The sequence below is a fragment of the Pseudomonas leptonychotis genome (assembly GCF_004920405.1).
Classification (GTDB): Bacteria; Pseudomonadota; Gammaproteobacteria; order Pseudomonadales; family Pseudomonadaceae; genus Aquipseudomonas; species Aquipseudomonas leptonychotis.
Genome location: NZ_RFLV01000001.1, coordinates 1,310,843 through 1,325,515 on the forward strand (window position 1 = coordinate 1,310,843; position 14,673 = coordinate 1,325,515).

Annotated in this window: 16 protein-coding genes; 10 read left to right on the plus strand and 6 right to left on the minus strand. The window is 60.7% G+C overall.

Annotated features, from left to right (window positions below; all coding sequences use genetic code 11):
- Nucleotides 1–214 precede the first annotated feature (214 nt).
- The 3 genes from elbB (at nt 215) to D8779_RS05935 (ending at nt 3,734) form a co-directional block, all read left to right on the plus strand.
- On the plus strand, nt 215–877 hold the full coding sequence (gene elbB, locus D8779_RS05925; protein WP_136663518.1) for an isoprenoid biosynthesis glyoxalase ElbB: 663 nt from the start codon (nt 215–217) through the stop codon (nt 875–877).
- 173 nt (nt 878–1,050) lie between these two features.
- Nucleotides 1,051–1,521 (plus strand): thioesterase family protein, encoded by a 471-nt coding sequence (locus tag D8779_RS05930; RefSeq protein WP_136663519.1) that lies wholly within the window; start codon nt 1,051–1,053, stop codon nt 1,519–1,521.
- A gap of 89 nt (nt 1,522–1,610) precedes the next feature.
- On the plus strand, nt 1,611–3,734 hold the full coding sequence (locus D8779_RS05935; RefSeq protein ID WP_136663520.1) for a putative bifunctional diguanylate cyclase/phosphodiesterase: 2,124 nt from the start codon (nt 1,611–1,613) through the stop codon (nt 3,732–3,734).
- Here D8779_RS05935 and D8779_RS05940 read toward each other — a convergent pair.
- A complete protein-coding gene (locus tag D8779_RS05940) occupies nt 3,719–4,180 on the minus strand; it encodes a YaiI/YqxD family protein (RefSeq protein WP_136663521.1) in 462 nt (153 codons plus the stop codon). The genes D8779_RS05935 and D8779_RS05940 overlap by 16 nt on opposite strands.
- A 249-nt stretch (nt 4,181–4,429) precedes the next feature.
- Between D8779_RS05940 and D8779_RS05945 the strand changes: the two genes are divergently transcribed.
- Nucleotides 4,430–5,203, plus strand: a complete 774-nt coding sequence (locus D8779_RS05945) for an SDR family NAD(P)-dependent oxidoreductase (RefSeq protein ID WP_136663522.1) — start codon at nt 4,430–4,432, stop codon at nt 5,201–5,203.
- A 15-nt stretch (nt 5,204–5,218) separates the two neighbouring features.
- Here the strand turns inward: D8779_RS05945 and rhtB are convergent, their stop codons facing one another.
- The 4 genes from rhtB to D8779_RS05965 all read right to left on the minus strand — a co-directional run bounded on the left by rhtB (nt 5,219) and on the right by D8779_RS05965 (nt 8,549).
- Nucleotides 5,219–5,845 carry a homoserine/homoserine lactone efflux protein gene (rhtB, locus tag D8779_RS05950; protein ID WP_136663523.1) on the minus strand — a complete coding sequence of 209 codons (627 nt, stop codon included), beginning with the start codon at nt 5,843–5,845 and terminating at the stop codon, nt 5,219–5,221.
- Nucleotides 5,846–5,929: 84 nt separating this feature from the next.
- Nucleotides 5,930–6,109, minus strand: a complete 180-nt coding sequence (locus D8779_RS05955) for a hypothetical protein (RefSeq protein WP_136663524.1) — start codon at nt 6,107–6,109, stop codon at nt 5,930–5,932.
- 172 nt (nt 6,110–6,281) lie between these two features.
- Nucleotides 6,282–7,772: a flavin-containing monooxygenase gene (locus tag D8779_RS05960; protein WP_136663525.1), complete on the minus strand. Its 1,491-nt coding sequence runs from the start codon at nt 7,770–7,772 to the stop codon at nt 6,282–6,284.
- A 174-nt stretch (nt 7,773–7,946) separates the two neighbouring features.
- Nucleotides 7,947–8,549 carry a nitroreductase family protein gene (locus D8779_RS05965; RefSeq protein ID WP_136663526.1) on the minus strand — a complete coding sequence of 201 codons (603 nt, stop codon included), beginning with the start codon at nt 8,547–8,549 and terminating at the stop codon, nt 7,947–7,949.
- A gap of 163 nt (nt 8,550–8,712) precedes the next feature.
- Here D8779_RS05965 and D8779_RS05970 point away from each other — a divergent pair, with 163 nt between their 5' ends.
- Nucleotides 8,713–9,654, plus strand: coding sequence for a class I SAM-dependent methyltransferase (locus tag D8779_RS05970; protein WP_136663527.1), 942 nt, complete (start codon nt 8,713–8,715; stop codon nt 9,652–9,654).
- Nucleotides 9,655–9,694: 40 nt separating this feature from the next.
- Here D8779_RS05970 and D8779_RS05975 read toward each other — a convergent pair whose 3' ends face one another.
- The gene (locus tag D8779_RS05975; RefSeq protein WP_136663528.1) at nt 9,695–10,036 is read right to left on the minus strand and encodes a cupin domain-containing protein; all 342 of its coding nucleotides are present in this window, start codon (nt 10,034–10,036) and stop codon (nt 9,695–9,697) included.
- Nucleotides 10,037–10,225: 189 nt separating this feature from the next.
- On the opposite strand from D8779_RS05975, the gene D8779_RS05980 reads away from it, so the two are divergent.
- Genes D8779_RS05980 through D8779_RS06000 form a run of 5 tightly spaced genes read left to right on the plus strand, consistent with a single transcriptional unit; the run spans nt 10,226 to nt 14,669 of the window.
- A complete protein-coding gene (locus D8779_RS05980) occupies nt 10,226–11,152 on the plus strand; it encodes a DHH family phosphoesterase (protein WP_136663529.1) in 927 nt (308 codons plus the stop codon).
- 60 nt (nt 11,153–11,212) lie between these two features.
- Nucleotides 11,213–12,358, plus strand: a complete 1,146-nt coding sequence (locus D8779_RS05985; RefSeq protein ID WP_136663530.1) for an MlaE family ABC transporter permease — start codon at nt 11,213–11,215, stop codon at nt 12,356–12,358.
- The gene (locus D8779_RS05990) at nt 12,355–13,143 is read left to right on the plus strand and encodes an ABC transporter ATP-binding protein (RefSeq protein ID WP_136663531.1); all 789 of its coding nucleotides are present in this window, start codon (nt 12,355–12,357) and stop codon (nt 13,141–13,143) included. Before D8779_RS05985 ends, D8779_RS05990 begins: the two co-directional genes overlap by 4 nt.
- Complete coding sequence (locus D8779_RS05995; RefSeq protein WP_136663532.1) at nt 13,144–14,061, plus strand: MlaD family protein; 918 nt, start codon at nt 13,144–13,146, stop codon at nt 14,059–14,061.
- On the plus strand, nt 14,058–14,669 hold the full coding sequence (locus tag D8779_RS06000; protein ID WP_136663533.1) for an ABC-type transport auxiliary lipoprotein family protein: 612 nt from the start codon (nt 14,058–14,060) through the stop codon (nt 14,667–14,669). Before D8779_RS05995 ends, D8779_RS06000 begins: the two co-directional genes overlap by 4 nt.
- The last annotated feature ends 4 nt before the right edge of the window (nt 14,670–14,673 follow it).

The window sequence follows — 14,673 nt, forward strand, 5'->3', positions numbered from 1 at the left end:
TGCTCAATCAATCCTAGCCCAGCACGGCTCCGCCCTCGCGGCGCACCATGCCAACCTGGGTGGCATATGGCGACAACGAAAACCTGCTACGACCTGCTGCGCGCCGACCCTGCTGCGTTAAAACAGGCTCGCAGCGCTCTAGCTCGCGAGATCGTGAATAAAGCTCAAAGAGCACCCATCAATCCAGTACGACTCAGCAATTCAGGAGAACTTGATGAACAAGAAAGTCGCGGTGATTCTTTCTGGTTGTGGCGTCTACGATGGCGCAGAAATTCACGAAAGCGTGATCACCCTGCTACGTCTCGATCAGCGCGGTGCGGCGGTGCAGTGCTTCGCGCCCAACGTGGCGCAACTGCACGTGGTCGACCACTACAGCGGTGACGAAATGGACGAAACGCGCAACGTGCTCGTTGAGTCCGCGCGCATTGCTCGTGGCAACATCAAAGACGTCAAAGCGCTGCATGTTGGCGACTTCGATGCGCTGATCATGCCCGGCGGATTCGGCGTGGCGAAAAACCTCTCCGATTTTGCCATCAGCGGCGCCAACTGCACGGTGCAGCCCGATGTGCTGAGTGCTGCCCAGGCTTTCGTCAGTGCCGGCAAGCCGGTTGGCCTGATGTGTATCGCGCCGGCGCTGGCAGCCAAGATCTTCGGCCCAGGCGTAATCTGCACCATCGGCAACGACCCTGACACCGCTGCAGCCTTGGTGCAGATGGGCGTGGAGCATCATGAGTGCGTCGTCAGCGAGCTTGTCGAAGACAGTGAACGAAAACTGGTGAGCACCCCGGCCTATATGCTGGCGCAATCGATCAGCGAAGCCGCTTCAGGGATCAATAAATTAGTCGATCGGGTGCTGGCGCTTAGTCATCCCGCCTGAGACCGCGAAACATTAATTGGGGGGCCACCGCCGCGGTAAACCCGACCGCTTAATCGGTGGAAACAACCTCACAGCAAGCCAATCATGCCAATGCGCGCGGTACTCCGGCCGCGCCACTGGCCAGATTGCCGCCAGTACGTCAGGTTGAGCCTTCCTCAACCAAGGCGCACCCCATGAGCCAACCCCCTTTCGAACTGACCGCTGAGTTGCAGCAAGCGGTGAGCAGCTTTTTCCAGCGGATTCCGTTCAACCAAATGCTCGGCATCGAGCTGGATGAATTGAGCGCCCAGCGCGTCACCATGCACCTGCCCATGAAGCCCGAACTGATCGGCAACTTTATGCACGGCATCCTGCATGGCGGAGTAATTTCTTCGCTGCTGGATGTGGCCGGCGGGGCTATGGCGTTGATTGGTGCGTTCGATAAGCATCAACACTTGTCCAGCGCCGAGCGTATGGCACGGCTGTCCAAACTGGGCACCATCGACCTGCGTATCGATTACCTGCGCCCCGGCCGCGGTCAACGCTTTACTGCCACCGCCGTGCTGCTTCGCAGCGGTAATAAGGTGGCGGTGGTGCGCAGCGAGCTACACAGCGATGACGGCACCCTGGTCGCGGTCGGCACTGGCACTTACCTCTGCGGCTAAGGCAGACACCAGTGGGCATCCATCCACGGCAGGCCTACACTGGTGAGCAAATCCAATGGCGAAATAATCGTCTGTAGTTGGAGCCGCGCATGCTTTCACTGCCCTTTTTCAGCCCGCCAGGGGCCGACCAGATGGCCTTGCTTAATTGCAGCCATGACCCGTTGCTGGTTCTGTTCTCCTACCTGATTGCCAGTGCAGCGGGCTTTACCGCACTGAACATGGCCGAGCGTGTCAGCCGCGAGAACAGCCGCGAACTCTGGCGTTGGGTGGGCGCTTGGGCACTGGGCGGCGGCATATGGGCGATGCACTTTGTCGCCATGCTGGCCTTCTCTGCACCGCTGGCGCTCAGCTACGACACCGGCATCACCCTCTTCTCCCTGCTGATCGCCATTGCCGTGTCCTACGTGGTGATGCGGGTCATCGGCCATGATCGGCTGCGCCTCTGGCAAACCGTGGTAGCCGCTATCGTCGCCGGCTGTGGCATCGCTACCATGCATTACACCGGTATGGCGGCCATCCGATCGGCGGCTACTCAACACTACGACCCCAGCCTGTTCGTGCTATCGATTCTGATCGCCATCGCCGCCTCGCTCGCCGCGTTACTGCTGGCCGGTTATTTCCGAGGCCAGCACGGCAATCGGGCCAACTGGTTGCGGCTGCTGGCCAGCCTGATCATGGGCGGCGCCATTGCTTCAATGCACTTTACTGGCATGGCGGCCCTGACCTTGGCGGTTCCGCTGAATCACCCGCTGCAAATAGCCGCCAGCCAGGACGGGCATCAGCTGCTCGGCACCACGATTGCGCTGATTGCTCTGCTGATCATCCTGATTGGTGTACTGGCGGGCTGGGCCGACCAGCGCCTGCGCCAAGAGCGCGGGCAGTTGCGGCACCTCACCGAACAACTGGACACCTTGACTCACTACGATGGCTTGACCGGCTTACTCAACGGCCAGGCGTTCAGCCAAATGCTAAACACCACCTTGGCCACGTCACCGCCGCACGGTGCGACCTTGCTGTTTATCGACCTGGACAACTTCAAGCGCATCAATGACAGCCTCGGCCACGGCCGGGGGGACGAGCTGCTGCAACAGGTTGGCCAACGCATCCGCAGTGTTCTGGGACGCGAAGACCTCCTCGCGCGTTTTTCCGGTGATGAGTTCTGCGCGTTTGCGTTAAATGTGCCGCTGCAAAACAGCGGGCAGCTCGCCGAGCTGATTCTCACCCAGATTCGCCAGCCCTTTAGCCTGGAAAGCGGTCAACTGAGCCTGACGGCCAGCATCGGCATGAGCCGCTACCCACAGGACGCCACCAACGCCAGCCAGTTGCTCAAACAAGCAGGGATCGCCCTTGGTCATTGCAAGCGCCAGGGTCGTAACCAGAACCTCGGTTTCAGTACGCAACTGGAGCAAGATGCGCAACAGGAACTGAACCTTGAGCAATCGCTACGCCTGGCGCTGCACAGCGATCGGTTGGAGGTGCATTACCAACCCATATTGGCGGGCAACGGCGAACAGGTAGTCGCCCTCGAAGCCCTGGTACGCTGGCAGCACACAGAGTTAGGCAGCATCAGTCCAGAGCGTTTCGTCAAAATTGCCGAGCAACACGGCTTCATTCACGAGCTGGATATCTGGGTACTGAAACGTGCCTGTAGCGACCTCAAGTGGCTGCAGAACAACGGTCATCGCCACTTGCACCTTGGGGTCAATTGTTCAGCGCTGAGTCTGCTGCAACCGCACTTGGTCAAGGCCATTCAGATCGAGTTGCAGCGCGCCGACCTACCGCTCAGTTCACTGACCTTGGAAGTTACGGAAAACGCCCTGATGCATGACCTGGGTGCAGCACAAGCACAGCTCGATAAAGTGCGCGCGATGGGGATGACCATCAGCATCGATGACTTCGGCACGGGCTACTCGTCGCTGCAATACCTCAGCCGTCTGCCCGTGGATAGTCTGAAGATTGACCGCAGCTTTATCCGTGAAATCCCCGGATCCAGCAGCAATATGGCGATTACCTCGGCGATTATCGCCATGGCACACAAGCTCAATCTGCGGGTGGTGGCTGAGGGCGTGGAAAACATCGAACAGATGCGCTTTTTGCAAGAACAACAGTGCGACCTGCTGCAGGGCTACTTGTTTAGCAAACCGCTGCCATTAAACCAATTGCACACCTGGCTCGGCAGCGGTCATTACCGCCAGCGCTACGTTTCGGTATGACGCTGCAAGCGCGTGAGGATTCGGTCCAATGAGTTGGCGAACGCCTGCTTGTCGCGCTCACCATAAGGCGGCTGACCGCCCCCCACTTGGCCCAGCTCACGCAGCTCGGTAAACAGGTTACGCACCGCCAGCTTGTCACCCATGTTGCGCTCATCAAACTCGCGACCACGCGGATCGAGGGCGGCCACACCCTTCTTCACCAGACGATCAGCCAACGGCACGTCACTGCAAATCACCAATTCACCGGGCTGGGCGTGCTCGACCAGGTAATCATCGGCGGCATCCGGACCACTGGGCACCACAATCAAACGCACGCAACTGTACGCCGGCTTGACCTGAGCCTGGCCGGCCACCAGCAGCACTTCGAAACGCCGTTTCAAGGCAAACTTGACCACCTGATCCTTGGCCGGTTTAGGGCAGGCATCGGCATCGATCCAGACTCGCATCGCGCACTGTTCTCCGCAGCTAGCAAAACGGGCATGTTAAGCCATGCCCGCTTTGCCGTGTGCTTAGATAGGTGGCACGGCGCTAAGTGGGCGACTGCAGCCACGCGCCGTAAACAGCACGGCTGTCGTACAAACGCTGGCTTCAAATACGGATAGATGGGATTAGATAGCGATCGTCCTAACGACTTCCCTCACCCTTTGATCAACCCTGGCACGCGATAGGTCGTGCAACGCCGCAGGAGTGACGCGATGAACTTTTGGCAACGTTTGGAAGAACCAGCCCATGTCGTGGTCTGCGGTGCCAGCCGCGGCATAGGCCTGGCGCTGACCACGCAGCTGTTGGCCCGTACTGAGGTAGCCGAGGTTTGGGCCATCGCTCGTCACGCCAGCCAAAACCCAGAGTTGCTCGCCTTGGCCGCACTGCATGGCCAGCGTTTGCACTGCCTGGATGTGGATGTATGCGATGAGCAGGCGTTGAGCGAGATGGCCACCCAGCTGCGTAAGGCGTTGCCACGCGTGCACCTGCTGCTGTGCACGGTGGGTGTTCTGCAGGACGGTGCAGCAAAAGCCGAGAAGGGCTTAGCGCAGGTAAGCCTTGAAGGGCTTCTCGCGACGTTTCAGCGCAACAGCTTTGCACCGATCCTACTGCTCAAACATCTGCTACCCCTGCTGCGCGGTCGGCACCCCTGCACAATAGCCGCGCTGTCAGCGCGAGTGGGCTCGATTGGCGACAACCGCCTCGGTGGCTGGTACAGCTACCGCGCTAGCAAGGCGGCGCTTAACCAGCTGCTGCACACCGCCAGCATCGAACTAAGCCGATTAAACCCCAACAGCTGCATACTCAGCCTGCACCCCGGCACCACCGATACCGAGCTGTCGAAGCCCTTTCAGGCCAATGTGCCGGCAGCTCAGCTATTCAGCCCAAGCTATAGCGCAGAATGCCTACTGGCCCAGGTTGAGCGGCATGGTCCCGAACACACCGGCACATTCTGGGGATGGGATGGCGAGCCGATTGCCTGGTAACGCACTTATCGCCCGTTAAGCCGCGCGGCGCACGCTGGCGAGCAAGGCGGCGGCGCCGACAAACAAGGCGCCAAAGGTGCGGTTCATCAGCAGTTGTTGCCGCGGTGAACGCAGCGCACCGAGCACCCGCACCGCCAAACCGGTGTAGCCGGCCATCACAATCAAATCGACGCAGATCATGGTCACGCCCATCACCAGGTACTGCATCAGCAGCGGCGCCTGCGGGTTGAGGAACTGCGGCAGCACCGCGAGCATAAACACAATCGCCTTGGGGTTGCTGAAATTGACCAAAAAGCCGCGCAGCACCAAGGTCAGCGGCCGCCCAATGGGCCGCTCGGCCTGCGCCGTCATCTCACTGGGCAGCGCCTGCCACTGGCGATAGCCGAGGTACACCAGGTACACCACGCCAAACCACTTGATCAGGCTGAAGGCCAGCTCCGAAGCCGCCAAAATCGCGCCGACACCCGCAGCCACAATAGCGATCTGCAACGCCAAGCCCAGTTGCAGGCCCAGGGCGTTCCAGTACCCGCGCCAGAAACCGTACTGCAAACCCGCCGACATCGAAGCAATCGCCCCAGCGCCCGGCGACAGGCTGATCACCCAACAGGCGAGAAAGAATGCAAGCCACGTTTCCAGCGCCATGACGAAACCTCAAACAGAACAACCAAAAAGGCCGCTGCCGATCAGTCATGATCCGCAGCGGCCCGGGAAACGAGGATTATGCATTCAGAAAATCGCATCTCCAATCAACATTCCATGCACAACCCTATAGGTCTTGCGCCCAGACTGAAGGGTCAGAGGGCTGCGCTCGGCAATCACCCAGCCCTTGGCCAGTAGCTTGTCGATATGTGCCCTTAGTGCCGGGAGGTAGCGTTGTTCTTGCTGAAGCGATTCCATTCTGCTCATCCTCTGCAGGACTCCTTTGTAACAGCAGCCAGGGAAACCTGGCTTACCCATCCGTGATTCCTGTCACAAAGCTTAGTGGCCTTATGCCCTCATCAAAAGCGCTGAATGGCCATATGCTTGTAGGCATAACGCTCGAACAAGTCATAGCGTTTGACTTACATCACCTAGCAGTTTAGACCGCGGTGGCAGCTTCGGTAGGTTCACCGACCTGTGGTGAACTGAACACCAAGTAAGCATCCTCGACCTTGCCGTAACGCAACAGCGCCAGGTCCAGTAGGTAGTTTTGATAGAGCTTCCACGGCGCGCGATCGCCCTGCGTGGGGATCTTGTCAGCGGCGCGCTTGATATAGCCGGAAGCCAGGTCGAGGAACGGCGCATCCTTGACCTGCCGCGCGCTATCACGCGGCGTGCATTGGCGCATGCCGGTGGCGTCCATATGGTTAATCACACGGCAGAAATACTCGCTGGACAGGTCCGCTTTGAGGGTCCAGCTGGCATTGGTGTAACCCAGCACCACGGCGGCGTTGGGCAGGTCACGCAGCATGATGCCGCGATAACCCATGCTCTTGGCCGCATCGAACGGCACGCCATCCACCGCCACCTGCATACCACCAAACAACTGCAACTCCAGACCGGTGGCGCTGATGATCACATCGGCCGGCAACTCCTCACCGGTTTTCAAACGGATGCCCTTGGCTGTAAACCCATCGATGTGTTCGGTCACCACCGAGGCCTTGCCCTCACGCAGTACCTTGAACAGATCACCATTGGGCACCGCACAGACGCGCTCATCCCAAGGCTTGTAGCTCGGGCTGAAATGGCGCATGTCGAAATCCGCACCGAGCTCACGCTTGGCCAGCCCCAACAACACCTTACGCACCAGGCTCGGCCAGGCTTTGGCGAGGGTGTAAAAAATCATCTGTATCGCCACATTACGCGTACGCGCCAGGCGGTAGACCCAGGTTTCGGGGAGAAAGCGTCGCAGGAAAATGGAAATCGGATCGCTCTGCGGCAGGCTTACCACGTAGGTCGGCGAGCGCTGCAGCATGGTTACGTGCTTGGCCTTGTCAGTCATCGCCGGCACCAAGGTCACCGCCGTGGCGCCGCTGCCAATCACCACCACGTTCTTGCCGCTGTAATCGAAGTTTTCCGGCCACAACTGCGGGTGAATAAATTCGCCTTCGAACTGTTCGCGGCCTTTGAATTCTGGGGTGTAGCCGGCCTCATAACGGTAATAGCCGGTGCACATCAGCAGGTGCTGGCAGCTTAGTTTGATCGGTTCGGCTTCATCACCACGCTGTACCTGCAGGGTCCAGGTGGCGCGCTCGCTGCACCAGTCGGCCTTGAGCACTTTATGCTGAAAGCGGATTTTGTCCTGGATAGCGTTTTCCCGCGCGGTTTCTTCGATATAGCTGCGGATCGACGGGCCGTCGGCAATCGCCAGCGGGTTGGTCCAAGGTTTGAAGTTGTAGCCGAGGGTGAACATGTCCGAGTCAGAACGGATGCCCGGATAGCGGAACAGGTCCCAGGTACCGCCGAGGGTCGCGCGGCCTTCGAGGATGGCGAAGCGCTTGCCGGGGCAGCGCTTGATTAAGTGATAGGCCGCACCGACGCCGGATAGCCCGGCACCGATGATCAATACATCTAGATGTTCGGCAGACATGGGGCTCCTCGCGCGTCGTCTTAGGGCGCCCGGCCAATAATATTCGGCCGGGCCTGCCCGTCAGAATCTGCGCACTCTAGCGTTTTGTCATCCCGCCTTTAGTGGTGCGACAGGCCCAGGCTGACCACAACTCTTGCGCAGAGTGAACAAACCGCGCCGAAACCTCGACCGCGATCAGAAGGTATCGCGCAGTACCACTTCGTTATACGGCAGCTTGCCAATACGCGGCTTCGGCTCGATGGTCTTTTGGCCAACTGCGACCATCAGGGCAATCACATGGTTGGCCGGCAATTTGATCAGCTTGGCCACGGCGTCGAAGTCGAAACCATCCATCGGGCAGGAGTCCAGGCCCTTGCCGCGCGCAGCGAGCATCAGGGTTTGTGCCATCAGGCCACAGCTGCGCATGGTTTCATCACGCTGCACTTGCGGCTTGTCACGGTAGTAGGTGTCGATAGCACCGGTCATATAGGCCTGCACTTCCTCAGGCGCGCCCTCCCAGGCTCGGCTGACATCCTGCTCCCAGCTGTTGAGCTTGGCGCACACCACCACCAGCATTGAGGCGTCGGTCACCTGGGCCTGCCCCCAAGCCACATCGCGCAGCTGCAGGCGCAGTGCCGGGTCACTGACCTCAACCAGGCGAACATGCTGCAGGTTGAACGCCGACGGCGCGAGCAGTGCCAGTTGCAGCAGCTCGTCCTTCTCGGCATCACTCAGGGTAAAGGCGGGGTCATAACCTTTGACGGCGCGGCGGCTGCGAATGGCTTCGTCGATATGCATGGGGGCTCCTTCAGAGCATGGTCAGAAAGGCGGCAATGCTAGGCATCTGTTTCGCTCAATACCAACCGCCTTTACCGATACCTATCATCGACGCAGGCGATTCCAGCACACGGCAACGGTGACTGCCTGTTAACATTTCCGTTTTTCCCCAGCGACCGAACCCATGACTCCCGCCGCACTCGCGACCCTGCACCAGCACCTTGTTGCCGCTCTCAGCACGCCCCCCCAGGAGACCCGCCGCCTGTTTCATGGCCGTGGCCGCTGCTGGCCAGAGCTGGAGCAAATCACCGTGGACTGGTTGCAAGGCATATTGCTGGTCGCGCTGTTCAAGCCGCTGAGCGAGAGCGCACTGATCGCGCTGCACGAGATGCTAATGGACCTCAGCCATACTCCGGCCTGGCAGCAAAGCGGCGCGCACAGCCTGTTGTTGCAACAGCGTTACCTCACGGACAGCCCTACCCAATGGCTGCTCGGCGAGCCTGTGGAGCATTGGGATATATGCGAGCACGGCCTGCACTACCGGCTCGATCTGGGCCGAAAGCAGAACACCGGGCTCTTTCTCGACATGCGCTATGGTCGCCAATGGGTGCAAGCACAGGCCAAGGGCAAACGCGTGCTCAACCTGTTCGCTTACACGTGCGGCTTCTCGGTAGCCGCATTGGCTGGCGGCGCACTGCAGGTGGTCAACCTGGACATGGCCAGGGCCGCACTCAGCCGGGGCCGCGACAACCACCGACTGAACCAGCATGACCTCAGCCAGGTGGTGTTTCTCGGCCACGACCTGTTCAAGTCCTGGGGCAAAGTCGCCAAATACGGCCCTTATGACCTGATCATCATTGACCCACCCTCCTTCCAGCGCGGCAGCTTCGTGCTGAGCAAGGATTACCCCAAGGTCCTACGCCGTCTGCCAGAGCTTTTGAGCGCGGAGGGTGTGGTGCTGGCCTGCAGCAACGAACCGGAAATCGGCCCGGATTACCTGACCCAGGCCATGGCCAGTGAAGCGCCGAGCCTGGGCTTTATCGAGCGCTTGGAAAACCCACCGGAATTCCCCGACAGCCAGCCTGACAGCGCCTTAAAAGCGTTGGTGTTCAGCAACGCGGTATAGGGCAACTACCTCCCCCTGATGGGCTGACGCTTGCGCGACCTCAGGCAAAAACAAAGTATTTACGCACCGTTTCAATCACCTCCCAGGTGCCCTTCATCCCCGCTTCGACGATAAAAATATCGCCGGCGCGCAGGTGGATCGGCTCCTGACCTTCTGGGGTGATGATGCAATAGCCCTCCTGAAAGTGGCAGTACTCCCATTTTTCATAAGCCACCTGCCATTTACCGGGCGTGCAGATCCAGGTGCCCATGATTTTGCTGCCATCGGCCGAGGTGTAAGCATTCAGGTTAACGGTGTGCGGCTCGCCGGCGATGCGCGTCCACTTGCAGGCGTCCAGCAACGGAATCGGGTGAGTGTCGCGCAGTACGGTAATCGGTGACATGGAAGGCTCCTGTGGGCAATAAAACAACAGGCGCCAGCCTAGGATCGTTACTGCGTCGGCACTGTCCTGAGGTCGACCCTCAGCTGCCTGGAAGCGCAGCTGCCTCGCCCAGGCTGAGAGCGAAACCGCGTGCTACTTTGAAGGGGGTCTGGTGGTTTTACCGCCGCTTGTCCGTTCCGGAGATGCTCTATGTCCAGCTCTTACCGCTTGGTGACCCGCAGTGACTTTGACGGCCTGGTGTGCGCCGCCCTGCTCAAACACATCAATCTGATCGACGACATTCTGTTCGTACACCCCAAGGACATGCAGGACGGCAAGGTAGCGATCACCAGCAACGACATCACCACTAACCTGCCCTATGTGCCTGGCTGCTACCTGGCCTTCGACCACCACCTCAGCGAGACCATTCGCAACCAACCGGCGAGCAATCATTTGATCGATGCCGACGCGCCCTCGGCAGCCCGTGTGGTGTGGCAGCATTACGGCGGCCACGACGCCTTCCCGCGAGAGTGGGACGAGATGATGGCAGCCGTGGACAAGGCTGACGCCGCGCAATTCAGCCGCGACGACATCCTCGACCCACAAGGTTGGGAGTTATTGAGCTTTATCATGGATGCGCGCACCGGCCTCGGGCGCTTTCGCGACTTCCGCATCTCCAACTACCAGCTGATGATGCAGCTGATCGACTTCTGCCAGACCCACGGCATCGCTGAAATTCTCGAGCTGCCAGATGTCGATGAGCGCGTGACGCTGTACCTGGAGCACCAGCGCGAGGCCAAAGCGCAGATTCAGCGCTGCGCGACGGTCTACAACAACCTGGTGGTACTGGATTTGCGTAACGAGGAGACCATCTACGCGGTTAACCGCTTCGTCATTTATGCCCTGTACCCGCAGTGCAACATCTCCATCCATGTGATGTGGGGCGTGAAGCAGCAGAACACCGTGTTCGCCGTCGGCAAATCAATCATCGACCGCAGCTCGCAGACCAATGTTGGCGAGCTATGCCTGAGCTACAACGGCGGTGGTCACGCCAATGCCGGCACGTGCCAGGTGGCCAACGAAGATGCCGAAGCCGCGCTGCGTGAACTGATCGCCGAAATCACGGCTGACGGCTAACGCGCGCAGCCGCGCCGCCAAACTGAGCGTAACGCCAGCGAGAAGGTTAAGCTGTGGGCCATGAGCACAGCCCCCTACATCTCCCCGCTTGAATCCAGCCGCACGGATGCGCCCGCGGGCTTGCGCATCGGCGGCGACTGGACACTGCCCCACTACGCCAAGCTGGAAACCGAGGTGCTGGCACTACGCGGCACCTTGAACAACGCCGCCAGCATTGACCTACATGACCTCGGCGCGCTCGACACTGCAGGTGCAGCGCTACTGGTGGAATTGCTTGGCAGCCAACGCCTGGCGCAACTGGCCAGCGATGCGCCAGGGCTGGCCAGCGAACGTCGCGCGCTGTTGCAGGCGGTGGGCACGGCCATCGCCGATGCCGGCGATGCCCTGCCGGTCAAACACATCCCTGCCTGGCGCGAATTTTTCGGGCAGATTGGCCAAGCCATGACAGAGCTTTGGCAGCAAGGCGTGGCCCTGCTCGGGTTTATCGGCATGACCCTGGCGGCGATGTTCGCCATCATTCTGCGCCCCGGCCGCTGGCGCATCACCTCGCTGGTTGCGCACCTGCAACAGAGCGGTTTGAATGCCGTGCCCATCGTCGCCCTGCTGACCTTTCTGGTCGGCGCGGTGGTGGCTTTCCTCGGCGCCACGGTGCTCGCCGACTTTGGCGCGAGCATCTACACGGTCGATCTGGTCGCGTTCTCCTTCCTGCGTGAATTTGGCGTGCTGCTCACCGCCATTCTGATGGCCGGGCGCACCGCCAGCGCCTTTACCGCGCAAATCGGTTCGATGAAGGCCAACGAGGAAATCGACGCCATCCGCACCCTGGGCCTTAACCCGCTGGAGCTGCTGGTACTGCCACGGGTGTTTGCTCTGCTGATTGCCCTGCCGATTTTGACCTTTATCGCCATGCTCAGCGGCATCCTTGGCGGCGCCGTGGTCTGCGCCCTGAGTCTGGATATCTCGCCGGCCATGTACCTGGCCATGCTGCAGGAAAATATCGCCCTCAAGCACTTCTTGGTCGGCATGGCCAAGGCACCGGTATTCGCCTTCCTGATCGCCGTGATCGGCTGCCTGGAAGGCTTCAAGGTCACCGGCAGCGCACAGTCGGTGGGCGAGCGCACCACTTCCAGCGTGGTCCAGTCGATTTTCGTAGTCATCGTGCTCGATGCCCTGGCCGCGTTGTTTCTGATGGAGATGGGCTGGTGACGGGCGAAGCGATTATCGAGGTACGCAACCTGGTCAACCGCTTCGGCAGCCAGACCGTGCATCAGGACCTGGACCTGGACCTCTACCGTGGCGAAGTGCTCGGCGTGGTTGGCGGCTCGGGTACTGGCAAGTCGGTGCTGCTGCGCAGCATTCTCGGCCTGCGCCACGCCAACTCCGGCACCGTGCATGTATTTGGCGAGGAACTGCTGAGCCTGCCGCCCGAGCAGCGCTCACAACTGGAACGGCGTTTCGGCGTGCTCTATCAGCGCGGCGCGCTGTTTTCCTCGCTGACGGTGACCGAAAACATCGCCTTGCCGTTGATCGAACACGCCGGCCTCAACCGTGCAGCGGCTGAGCGTCTGGCTCAGGTCAAACTGGCGCTGGTCGGCCTGCCGCGCGAATCTGGTGACAAGTATCCAACTGAACTGTCCGGCGGCATGGTCAAGCGCGCCGCCCTAGCCCGCGCCTTGGCCCTGGAGCCGGATATTCTATTTCTCGACGAACCCACTGCCGGCCTCGACCCAATTGGCGCGGCGGCCTTTGATCAACTGATCCTGACCCTGCGCGATGCGCTGGGTCTTAGCGTGTTTCTGGTTACCCATGACCTCGACACGCTTTACACCATCTGCGACCGGGTGGCGGTGTTGGCGGAAAAACGCGTGCTGGTGGCCGACCGCCTGGACGTAGTGGCCGCCACCGACAATCCATGGATCCACGAGTATTTTCACGGCCCGCGCGGACGCGCAGCCGAACAGGCCGCCCACCGCGCGCCAGGGAGCAACTGAATGGAACCGCGTGCCCACCACGTGTTGATTGGCCTGTTTACTGTGCTGATGGTCGCCGCCGCGCTGGGCTTTGCCCTGTGGCTGAGCAAAGCCAGCTCAGATCAGGAGTTGCGCGATTTTGATGTGATCTTCAACGAAGCCGTCAGCGGCCTGTCCCAGGGCAGCGCCGTGCAATACAGCGGGATCAAGGTGGGTGATGTGATCAGCCTGCGCCTCGACCCAGAAGACCCGCGCAAAGTGCGCGCACACATCCGCGTCAGTGCCACCACACCGATTAAACAGGACACCCGCGCACGCTTGTCGATCACCGGAATCACCGGCGCGGCGCTGATCCAACTGCACGGCGGCACCCCGGACAGCCCCATTCTCGAAAGCCAGGGCGATCAGCGCGCGGAGATCATCGCCGACCGCTCGCCGCTGTCACGCCTCATGGCCAATGGTGAAGACCTGGTCATCAGCGTCACCCGCCTGCTCAACCGCGCCAACAAGCTGTTCTCGCGCGACAACATCGGACGCATCTCGCGCACCCTGGAAAACATCGAACAAACCAGCGCCAGCGTCGCCGACCAGCGCGACGAGCTGCGCCAAGCCTTGCAACAGATGAGCACGGCCAGCCAGGAAGCCGCTGAGTTGATGCGCAACGCCAACCAACTGCTCAGCGGCCAAGGCCGTGAGGCGATGGACAGTGCCCAACGCTTGATGGCCTCACTGGAGCGCAGCAGCCACACGGTTGAACAACTGCTGACAGATAACCGCAGCGCACTCGACGGCGGCATGCAGGGCGTTGCCGAGCTGGGCCCGACCATTGTTGAACTGCGCGAAACCCTCAGCTCCCTGCGCAGCTTTGCCCGCCGCCTGGAGGAGGACCCCGCCGGCTACCTGCTGCGCAGCGATACCATCAAGGAGTTTCAACCATGAGTCGTCTTCGCCTGTTCGCCGCCCTGCTGCTGACCGGCAGCCTGGCCGCCTGCTCGGTATTGCCGAAAAGCCAGGTGTTGAGCATCTACCGCCTACCCGCCAGCAGCCTACCCAGCCATGACGCCAGTGCCGACTGGGCGCTGCGGGTGAACAAGCCCTACAGCAGCCAGCTGCTCGACAGCACGCGGATTGCCGTCTTACCGCCCGGCGATCAGATCAGCGCCTACCAGGGTGTGCGTTGGAGCGACCGCGCGCCGTTGCTGCTGCGCGACCGGCTGATCGACGCCTTCCTCGACGACGGTCGCCTCAAGGCCGTGAGCAGCGATGAAAGCCGCCTGCAAGCCGACCTGGAACTGGATGGCGACCTACGCGCCTTCCACAGCGAATACCAGAACGGTCGCCCCACGGTGCGCATTCTGTTCGAAGCCCGCCTGGTGCAGAGCGGCAGCCTGCGCATCCTCGCCAGCCGGCGCTTCGAGGTCAGCCAGGCTGCCACCGACACCTCAGTGCCCGCCGTGGTCCACGCCTTCGGGTTAGCTGGCGATAAACTGTCTGACAAATTGCTAACTTGGACCTTAGAACAAGGCCAAGCGGCACAAAGGCCCTAACCCC

Bases quoted from the DNA above. Each gene is read 5' to 3' on its own strand.
- D8779_RS05935 (WP_136663520.1), top strand. From the start codon at position 1,611: ATGCTTTCACTGCCCTTTTTCAGCCCGCCAGGGGCCGACCAGATGGCC.
- D8779_RS05945 (WP_136663522.1), top strand. From the start codon at position 4,430: ATGAACTTTTGGCAACGTTTGGAAGAACCAGCCCATGTCGTGGTCTGC.
- D8779_RS05995 (WP_136663532.1), top strand. From the start codon at position 13,144: ATGGAACCGCGTGCCCACCACGTGTTGATTGGCCTGTTTACTGTGCTG.
- elbB (WP_136663518.1), top strand. From the start codon at position 215: ATGAACAAGAAAGTCGCGGTGATTCTTTCTGGTTGTGGCGTCTACGAT.
- D8779_RS05960 (WP_136663525.1), bottom strand. From the start codon at position 7,772: ATGTCTGCCGAACATCTAGATGTATTGATCATCGGTGCCGGGCTATCC.
- D8779_RS05940 (WP_136663521.1), bottom strand. From the start codon at position 4,180: ATGCGAGTCTGGATCGATGCCGATGCCTGCCCTAAACCGGCCAAGGAT.
- D8779_RS05975 (WP_136663528.1), bottom strand. From the start codon at position 10,036: ATGTCACCGATTACCGTACTGCGCGACACTCACCCGATTCCGTTGCTG.
- D8779_RS05955 (WP_136663524.1), bottom strand. From the start codon at position 6,109: ATGAGCAGAATGGAATCGCTTCAGCAAGAACAACGCTACCTCCCGGCA.
- D8779_RS05980 (WP_136663529.1), top strand. From the start codon at position 10,226: ATGTCCAGCTCTTACCGCTTGGTGACCCGCAGTGACTTTGACGGCCTG.
- D8779_RS05970 (WP_136663527.1), top strand. From the start codon at position 8,713: ATGACTCCCGCCGCACTCGCGACCCTGCACCAGCACCTTGTTGCCGCT.
- D8779_RS05965 (WP_136663526.1), bottom strand. From the start codon at position 8,549: ATGCATATCGACGAAGCCATTCGCAGCCGCCGCGCCGTCAAAGGTTAT.
- D8779_RS05985 (WP_136663530.1), top strand. From the start codon at position 11,213: ATGAGCACAGCCCCCTACATCTCCCCGCTTGAATCCAGCCGCACGGAT.
- D8779_RS05930 (WP_136663519.1), top strand. From the start codon at position 1,051: ATGAGCCAACCCCCTTTCGAACTGACCGCTGAGTTGCAGCAAGCGGTG.
- rhtB (WP_136663523.1), bottom strand. From the start codon at position 5,845: ATGGCGCTGGAAACGTGGCTTGCATTCTTTCTCGCCTGTTGGGTGATC.
- D8779_RS06000 (WP_136663533.1), top strand. From the start codon at position 14,058: ATGAGTCGTCTTCGCCTGTTCGCCGCCCTGCTGCTGACCGGCAGCCTG.